The sequence below is a fragment of the Aeromonas sp. ASNIH8 genome, from assembly GCF_002919855.1.
In the GTDB taxonomy this organism is placed as follows: domain Bacteria; phylum Pseudomonadota; class Gammaproteobacteria; order Enterobacterales; family Aeromonadaceae; genus Aeromonas; species Aeromonas caviae.
In genome coordinates, this window is the sequence record NZ_PQLN01000193.1 from 1 (window position 1) to 2,574 (window position 2,574).

A 2,574-nucleotide genomic window follows, 5' to 3' on the forward strand; every position below is an offset into this window, starting at 1 on the left:
GCAGTTGTCATAAGCTCGGAGCGAAGCATTTACCAAGGCATCTTGCTGAATACTGCTTCCGGTTTAATCATCGTTTTGACCTCAAGAGTATGTTTGTTGAATTGGGGCATGCAGTCGTGGCAAGCCCTCCGATGCCATATCGGCTCTTGAAGCTGGCTGAGGGTCATGGGTAATCAGGAAAACAAAAAAGGGAATTGCTAAGAGTCCAAGTTTAAAATTCATACATAATCCTTGTTAAAAAATACACAATGAACCCGATAACATTATCAGATTGCCATGACTCATACAGTACTAAGCACACAATGGCTCATCATCAAGCTCGTCACCTATGCAACAGCCGTGATATGAGTAATGCCCTGTCGCTCTCTCGTCATGAACTCGTCAACTATTCGTCAAAGACCCAATGACGAGCAGCTCGTCAGGCCAAAAATAGCAAAAAACCCGCAAATCCTTATGCCATGCGGGTTACAGAGGTATTCTGTCAACTCGTCGTCAAGCTCGTCGTCTAGGCAACCTCCATGACGACGAGTAGGCTATCTTCAACCCATCTAGTCACGACTCGTCAGCTATTCGTCAATTGCATCGTCCAGTGTTACCAACCTCACCTCGTCACCGGAAATAGTTATCAGACCATGACCGTCCAGCGTTTTTAGGTATCGTGCAAAATTGCTCATGTTTGGCTTTTTGCCGTCAACAAACATGTCCTGAAACACCTTTCTCACCTTGTCTTTCGTGGTTGTTCCGTCTTCGCCAGAGGCTTTCTTCACCGCCTGAAATAGCGCCTTTGATGTCGGGCTCAGGCCGTCAGCTTCTGGATCTTGCGGCTCCCTGCCAATGTCATGGACAACCAATGATGTTACCTCGTCCCCCTCATCATCATACGTGACAATGCGACTCTTCAGGTCAAAGGCCAGATCCTGCGGTGGCTCCCCATCCTTCATTTTGGTAGCGCGTAGAATCATGCTCTGCGCTCTATCACCTTCACGACTAACAAAGAACTCAGCATCAAGCGCGGCCTTAAATGCGCTGCTACCACGGGCCCCGTTAGCAACGTCCTTTCCGGTGTGATGAACCATCAACATCGTCGCGCCCGTGTCGGCCTTAACGGTATCGCAACCAGCAATGAAAGCGCCCATGTCAGCCGCTCGGTTCTCATCCGCACCACCAAAGCAACGGGCTACAGTGTCGATCACGATTAACTTTACGGGCAATCCGGTTTCCTGCCTCACCTGTGCGGCTGCAATCTTAAGTTCTGCCACTTGTAGCGGGTCAGCCATAAAAACGGGCATATCTACGCGATAGACGTTTGGAACGTCCTGACAGCCGTTGTATTCGTCAGTCCACGCACGGATTCGTCGAGGGACACCAACGCCCCCTTCGCCGACGACATAGAGCACTGCGCCATGCTCAACCTTGCATCCATTCCAAGGCTTGCCAGTGGCGATATGGCAAGCCCACGACACAGCCAGAAATGATTTAAACGAGCCACTAGGGCCATAGATTGAGGCCGCGCACTGTGCGGGTAGGTAACCCTTGATCAGGTAGCTGGCTTGGGCATCAAAGCCAGTGAACCCCCTCACTAATGGCAATCGCGTAGTCATTCGCTCTTCTGATTGCTGGATACTTTGCTCTAGATCGACCACATCCACCAAGCCCCACGGCTGCGCATTATTACCATGCCTCCCCAAATAGATCTCAGCGCTCGGAGCCTGTTTGCGTAGCTCGCAAATCAACCGCTTCGCCTTATCGACGGCCAATGCCCCTTTTTGATGCACGATGATTCGCTTTGTTGAGTCCGAATCAGCAACCTTGTATATCTTGATTATTTCGCCAAGCTGGCCCGTGCTGACAAATAGCGTCTGTTCTGGTTCCACTTCTGGATCTATCGGGTTATCTGCTAACAAAACTTCATTGTGAACACGTTGCAAGGTCGCCCTCACATTGGCATCGCGATTCGCCAGCTCTCCTGTGTGTAGGACAATAACTCGATGATCAGTAAGATCGGCAAAGCGAAGGAATGATCTATCCACTGTCTTGGATGGGGCATCTGTCGCGGCGGTCATTCCAAGCCCCCATTGGTATACACTCCTAATCCAAAATATTCGCATGCCACTATGATTGCAGCTTTCCGATCTTGCTTGATAGGTGGAATGGCGTAGGGCCTGTGATGGGCTACTCGGGATTTATTAGCAGCCATCACATCCAGCACGAACCGATTTTTGATTGGTTCTTGGTCACTCATGGGCTATGATTTCCTTGTCTTTGACTGGCCTTTGGTCGCCAAACTGTCGGGCCAGTCGTTAGATTTCTATGCCTCTTGATTCGCGTCTTGGGGCATTTTCTTTGGGATTCCATGTAGCGTTGCACTGCATTCTTTCAATGCCTTGCCGTAGTTGGTTTTATATCGACTTACTAATCCGTTGCCTGCTGTTCAGGTAACGCACCAGCTAAATAGCTGTTCCGAATAGTAGATCACTGGAGGAAGGGAACTCAGTCCAGTTTGTGCGATCTCATTAGTCGCCAAACAAAACAAGCCACACCCAAAGGACTGAGTTGATGCCTATCCTACCACCC

At 49.8% G+C, this 2,574-nt stretch carries 2 protein-coding genes and 1 pseudogene; 1 reads left to right on the plus strand and 2 read right to left on the minus strand.

Annotated features, from left to right (window positions below; translation table 11 throughout):
* A pseudogene (locus C3418_RS23260) lies at positions 1 to 173 on the plus strand (IS1595 family transposase); the annotation flags it as partial.
* 393 nt (positions 174 to 566) lie between these two features.
* Here C3418_RS23260 and C3418_RS23265 read toward each other — a convergent pair.
* Positions 567 to 2,063 carry a helicase RepA family protein gene (locus tag C3418_RS23265; RefSeq protein ID WP_219812710.1) on the minus strand — a complete coding sequence of 499 codons (1,497 nt, stop codon included), beginning with the start codon at positions 2,061 to 2,063 and terminating at the stop codon, positions 567 to 569.
* Complete coding sequence (locus C3418_RS24250; RefSeq protein WP_146054155.1) at positions 2,060 to 2,242, minus strand: hypothetical protein; 183 nt, start codon at positions 2,240 to 2,242, stop codon at positions 2,060 to 2,062. The genes C3418_RS23265 and C3418_RS24250 overlap by 4 nt, the downstream gene beginning before the upstream one ends.
* Positions 2,243 to 2,574: the final 332 nt, after the last annotated feature.

Bases quoted from the DNA above. Each gene is read 5' to 3' on its own strand.
- C3418_RS23265 (WP_219812710.1), bottom strand. From the start codon at position 2,063: ATGACCGCCGCGACAGATGCCCCATCCAAGACAGTGGATAGATCATTC.
- C3418_RS24250 (WP_146054155.1), bottom strand. From the start codon at position 2,242: ATGAGTGACCAAGAACCAATCAAAAATCGGTTCGTGCTGGATGTGATG.